General features: G+C 44.1%; 4 protein-coding genes. 2 read left to right on the top strand and 2 right to left on the bottom strand.

Annotated features, from left to right (window positions below):
• Positions 1–65 precede the first annotated feature (65 nt).
• Together Q0241_RS00515 and Q0241_RS00520 are read left to right on the top strand one after the other, a co-directional pair.
• Positions 66–2,186 carry a transglycosylase domain-containing protein gene (locus tag Q0241_RS00515; RefSeq protein WP_299371426.1) on the top strand — a complete coding sequence of 707 codons (2,121 nt, stop codon included), beginning with the start codon at positions 66–68 and terminating at the stop codon, positions 2,184–2,186.
• A 130-nt stretch (positions 2,187–2,316) separates the two neighbouring features.
• Positions 2,317–3,816: an SEL1-like repeat protein gene (locus Q0241_RS00520; protein WP_299371429.1), complete on the top strand. Its 1,500-nt coding sequence runs from the start codon at positions 2,317–2,319 to the stop codon at positions 3,814–3,816.
• 18 nt (positions 3,817–3,834) lie between these two features.
• Here Q0241_RS00520 and Q0241_RS00525 read toward each other — a convergent pair whose 3' ends face one another.
• Positions 3,835–4,551, bottom strand: coding sequence for a SprT family zinc-dependent metalloprotease (locus Q0241_RS00525; protein WP_299371432.1), 717 nt, complete (start codon positions 4,549–4,551; stop codon positions 3,835–3,837).
• A gap of 168 nt (positions 4,552–4,719) precedes the next feature.
• On the bottom strand, positions 4,720–5,337 hold the full coding sequence (locus Q0241_RS00530) for an SCO family protein (RefSeq protein ID WP_299371435.1): 618 nt from the start codon (positions 5,335–5,337) through the stop codon (positions 4,720–4,722).
• Positions 5,338–5,665: the final 328 nt, after the last annotated feature.

A 5,665-nucleotide genomic window follows, 5' to 3' on the forward strand; every position in this document is an offset into this window, starting at 1 on the left:
AGGTCATCTTCTTGACACCGGCCTGCCACTAGCTTGCCAAATACGAATAGTTTATCAGTGAAATTATGGCGACGACAAAAAAGACATCAAAAAAGGGATCTGGTTCTAAGGGATCGAAGGGGCTGAAGGCTGATTCGAGAAAAAGAGTCACGAGCGCGAGTAAACGATCAACAAAACCGCGTAAGACTGGACAGGCGAAAAGAAGAACCAAAGGGACCAGCAAGAAACGAACGGTTAAGCGTGGGTTTCTTAAAACAATGGTTTTATGGTGTTCGGTTTTGGCTATTTGGGGCACCATACTCCTGGGTGGTCTTGTTGCATACTACGCATGGGATTTGCCCGACGTGGGCGGATTGGATCAGGTATCCAGACGGCCCTCTGTTACTTTGATGTCTGACGATGGTATTCGCCTTGCCAGTTATGGCGATGTCTATGGTGACGTTCTCGACGTTGATGAGATGTCGCCTTATTTGTCACAGGCGATTATCGCAATTGAAGATCGTCGCTTTTATGATCATTTTGGTATTGATCTATTAGGAATTGCCCGGGCAATGCTCGTCAATATTCGTGCTGGTCGTATGGCACACGGTGGGTCAACAATTACTCAACAGTTGGCGAAGAATCTCTTTTTAAGCTCAGAACGCAGTTTAAAACGAAAAGTTCAGGAAGCTCTTCTTGCGATTTGGTTAGAGCAAAAGTTTACCAAAAAACAAATCCTTACCCTGTATATGAACAGGGTTTATTTTGGCGCTGGAACCTATGGTGTTGATGCTGCATCCCGTATTTATTTTGGCTTGTCTGCCCGAAAGGTGGGGTTGTATGAATCAGCTCTTATCGCAGGGTTATTAAAAGCACCGTCACGTTATAACCCGACCAGCAGTGCCTCTAAGGCAGAAAACAGAACCAATCTTGTTCTACAGGCAATGGTTGATGCCAGATTTATCACGAGTGAAGAAGCGGCAAAGGCGAAGAAAAACCGTCCATCCTTAAAGCGGGATACAAATGGACAGGGTAAATATTTCACAGATTGGGTCTTACGGCAGGTTGATGAATATATCGGTGGTTATCGGGGTGATATTGTGGTTCACACGACCTTGAATACCCGACATCAACGTTTGGCAGAGAAAAATCTTCTTAAGATACTGAAAGACAACCGTAAAAAGCATAATGTTGAGCAAGCGGCTGTTGTTGTGATGTCAAACTACGGATCTGTAACGGCAATGGTTGGGGGGCGTGACTATCGGGCCAGTCAATTCAATCGTGTGACGCAGGCTTTGCGTCAACCTGGATCTGCTTTTAAGCCATTTGTTTTTCTTGCGGGCATCGAAAGCGGCTTGCGACCTGATAGTCGGTTTGTTGATAAGCCTATCAAGGTGGGTAAATGGAAACCTGGAAATTATAAGGGCAAGTATTATGGTGACGTTACTCTACGGGATGCTTTTGCCCGATCTATGAATTCAGTTGCTGTACAGGTGTCGGAAAAAGTCGGTCGCAAGCAAGTGGCAGGAGTGGCGCATAGGCTTGGTATTGAAACCGATCTGGATACATCCCCTTCAATTGCGTTGGGCGCGTCTGAGGTGACGTTATTAGAGCTAACCGCCGCTTATTCTGTTTTCTCTAATGGGGGGAATGCGGTTTCTGCGTATGGTATTAAAGAAATTCAGGACCGTAACGGTAACAAGCTCTATCAGCGCACAGGAAGTGGCCTCGGCCGCGTTGTGAAAACACGTGATGTTGCCATGATGAATGACATGATGAGTGCAACGGTTGCCTGGGGAACCGGTAAAGCGGCGCAAACAGGACGTGCAGCGGCAGGGAAGACGGGAACAACCCAGGATTCAAGAGATGCTCTTTTTGTGGGGTACACTCCCTATACAGTAGCCGGTGTGTGGTTTGGGAACGATAATGGCAGCCCGATGAAATCTGTCACTGGTGGCACGCTTCCTGCCAAAGTTTGGGGGAGCCTTGTTCGTGAAATCGAACAAAATAAACCGGTAGCAGAGTTGCCAAAAGAATCCCCGACACTGCTGGAAGATACCGTAGAGGAAGCATCCGGGTTTTTGGAAAGTCTTTTTGGACGATTGAAGTCCGGTGGTGGTTCTGCTGACAAGAAGGATAATAAACCCCGCGATAAGAATGATTTAGATTACCTGCCGTCCAATAATGGTACTGGGAAATTTAAGTAATCTTTTAAACGGGTCTTGTTTTTAACTTTCCTTGATGAGCAATCATAAGTTGCAGCATATTTTGGTCAAATTCCGATGCTTATACTCTAAGTAGGACAACAGATCACTATGTCGTCGGGAAAGAGCGGATATGAGAAAGCTTCAGCAGTTAATTCTGGCAGGAATTTGGGGATTGAATTTGGCTATGAGCACGGTTGCTGTATCGGCCACATTTGATGATGCCATGGTGGCTTTTGATCGCCAGGATTATGCTGTTGCATTTCGTGATTTTTCCAAAGCTGCAACGTCTGGAAATCGCGATGCTCAATTTATGTTGGGATATGTTTATTCCAAAGGCTATGGAACAACCCAAGATTATGTTCAGGCCCATAAGTGGTTTAACATTGCCGCGTCACAGGGGGATAGAGAGGCCCGTAGAGCACGGGACAAGCTGACCCCTTTTATGTCTGCGCAACAAATCTCACAGGCACAAGAAGAAGCTGCAAATTGGCAGCCAGGGGCCGATGAATCAAAAAATGTTGAAGAAGAGATCCAATCCGAAGAAATTGATATTGGCGAAGCTAAAAATAAGCCGTCAATTACGTGGTCTGATCCCAATCCCCCGGTCACAAGTCCGCAAATAGATCTTACACGTGACGAAAAGAGAGAGTTACAGCGAAGGTTACGCGATGCCGGGTATGACCCCGGACCAATCGATGGGCTACCAGGCCAACGAACGTTGAGAGCGATCAGATCCTATCAGTCTGATTTTGGGTTGATCGTTGATGGTTTGGTCAGCCGAGAAATTTTGGAAGATTTAAGAACTCGGAACTTTGCGGATACAGAATTAGAAACAGTAATTGACTCGCGCTCTGAGGTTTTGGTCAAACAGTTGAGAGACCTCAATAACGAGGGACAGAAATCCACCCTTTCCGGTGATCAGTATAAACAACGAATTTCGGCGATACTGGCTGATTATGATCGTCCTTGGTCGACCCGGGTTTTATTTGATTCATTCCGTGATGGTGATTTCTTGCTTAATCCACGTTGGTTTGTTGAATCAGGTGATTTTAATGTGGTCAACAGAGAGTATCTATACAGCTCTGTCCCCGTTGCGGAAATCAAAGCAACAGAAAACGATAAAAATAGTGCTCAGGAAATTGTTGGTATTTTCTCGGATATATTCCTTCAAAACAAGGATCAGTCTCAAAAACGTACGCAATATAAAGGCTATGCCGAGATTTATAGCGCGACAAATATCACGAACAGTTTCTCTGTGAGAGTGAACATGAATGGCTTGTTGGATAATGGGCGTGCGAACTTTGGTGTTTATCAGGGATCTTCTCGAATCAACGGTTATTCCCTAGCCTATATTACAGATACGAAGGAAAGTGAAATTAAGCTGACACGAACGTCTCAGGATGGGCAGGTTGTCCTGGGAACGGCTAATTTAGACCAATCGTTAAGTGGTGATATCCATAATGTAGAACTACGTCGTAATGGACGGGGTGAAATGGATGTTTTGCTTGATGATAAACTTATTATTGAGACTAACGATACGACCTTGAAAGGTGATTTTGATGGCCTTGTATTTGGTAATCAAGGGGGGAATTTTCGTATTTATGAGGTCGAGGTTTACTCTGAAAAATAGATACCTTGGTTTATATGCCTAGCTATAAGAAAGAAGCTGATTACCATTGATTTTAAGCCACTGTTGAGAGCTTCTTCGGGTATCGGTCAATTGATCGACAAGCGTCCAGAATTCCGAACTGTGGTTCATATGTTCTAAATGGGCTACTTCGTGGGCGACAACGTAATCCAGAACTTCTTCTGGCGAGAATATCAGACGCCAGGAAAAGTTCAGATTGCCTTTTGTTGAACAGCTTCCCCATCGACTTGTCGTGTCCTTAATACGAATCGTGGCAATTTTTTTGTTAATTCGTGCTGCTTTTTCCTGTGCTCTTAAGTCAATTTCAAAACGTATTTGTTTTTTCAAAAAATCCCGGACCCTGCGCGGCAAATGTTCTGAATGTGATTTGATGTAAAGCTGGTTTGCTTCCAGCCAAGCTGCGCCCTTTTGACGTTGAGTTTGTGTGTCGGGTGCAATTCTAACAATTTTATGGGGAAGCCCGAGGATGGGTATATCAATTCCCTCTTTAATGGGTATCGGGCCAGTTTGTCTGTCTAAGCGGTCTGAAATCCATCCCTTTTGCCGCTCAACAAAATCCAGAATATCTGCAACAGGGTAATTGGGGGGGCAAACAACTTTAACAGCTGTCTTGCCGGTAACCAGTCGGAGGGACAATTTTTTAGAGGTCGGATGAGGCTGGATAATGACCTCAATTTTTTGTCCCTGAATATCAAGATAACTATTTTTCTGGATCATTGGCGTAGATTATCTGCCAGCTTTAATAGCCGCAAGCTCGAAGATTGAATTCGGCATTAGCAGTTACTCAATGCGCCTATTAGCACCTAGATATCGTCGTTCTCTTGGGGGCATTTTTAGTCTGCGGCTTCTGTTTGGTTTAAATCAGAAGCCGCAAATTTCTTATCGTTACTTGGATAGGATTTCAATCAAAGAAGCCGCCATTTTGTCTGATTCAGTACCGTGGCCATAGTGCTTCGCATAAAGACCATCTGGACCGATCAGGTAGGTAATGGATGAGTGATCCATTAAGTATTCACTTGATTCTTCCGTTTCAGCCTTTTGGTAAAAAACACGATAGGCTTTAGCCGCTGCGGCTACCTGTTCAGTTGTTCCTGTCAGCCCAACCATGGTGGGGTAAAAGTTTTCTACATAATCGTGAATTGCAGACACTGTGTCTCGTTCCGGATCAACAGTTATGAAAACGGGTGTTATCTGCTTGGCGAGTTCGGGGTCTTTTTCTTCCACGATATCCATTGCACCGGATAGTAGAGTTAAAGACGTAGGACAAACATCAGGGCAATAGGTATACCCGAAGTAAATAAGCATATATTTACCCAGGAAATCTTTTTCTGTAACAGCCTTACCTGTGTGGTCGACCAAGTTGAAAGGTCCACCAATTAGGGAGCCAGATTGATTAGAGGTTGATTTTTGATCGAAAACTCTCATGCCGATAAAAGCCGCAGCTGCAACAATCAAGGCAATACAGAGAATAAAAATTGAACGTGCGATAAAACTTTTTGGCATTAGATTTTGCTCACGGGAAGAAGATTAATAATCATCCCTATGTTTAAAGTGAATAGAAGGGGAAGACAATAACCCTATCTGATCACAATTAAGAGAAAGGTTGCGGCATTTGCGCCCATTTATGGAATTATGATGTTGGCCAAAGTAGGTGTTACGTCGCGACAAAATTCTTTCTCGCCTTGAAAAAGGCACGTTTCCCCCTTAAGAAATAGATCTATTTTCAGAAGTAGAGTTCTGTTTTGTTATAGCAGGGTTTTGCTTATGATTTTCTTCCATTGGGTTAAGCGACGGAATCTAAACTTATGTTCAGCGATCTTTCAAAAGCATT

The organism is uncultured Kiloniella sp. (assembly GCF_937128705.1).
Lineage (GTDB): Bacteria > Pseudomonadota > Alphaproteobacteria > Kiloniellales > Kiloniellaceae > Kiloniella.

What these genes read in the sequence shown, in the direction of transcription:
- Q0241_RS00515 (WP_299371426.1), top strand. Translation starts at nt 66, where the DNA reads ATGGCGACGACAAAAAAGACATCAAAAAAGGGATCTGGTTCTAAGGGA.
- Q0241_RS00520 (WP_299371429.1), top strand. Translation starts at nt 2,317, where the DNA reads ATGAGAAAGCTTCAGCAGTTAATTCTGGCAGGAATTTGGGGATTGAAT.
- Q0241_RS00530 (WP_299371435.1), bottom strand. Translation starts at nt 5,337, where the DNA reads ATGCCAAAAAGTTTTATCGCACGTTCAATTTTTATTCTCTGTATTGCC.
- Q0241_RS00525 (WP_299371432.1), bottom strand. Translation starts at nt 4,551, where the DNA reads ATGATCCAGAAAAATAGTTATCTTGATATTCAGGGACAAAAAATTGAG.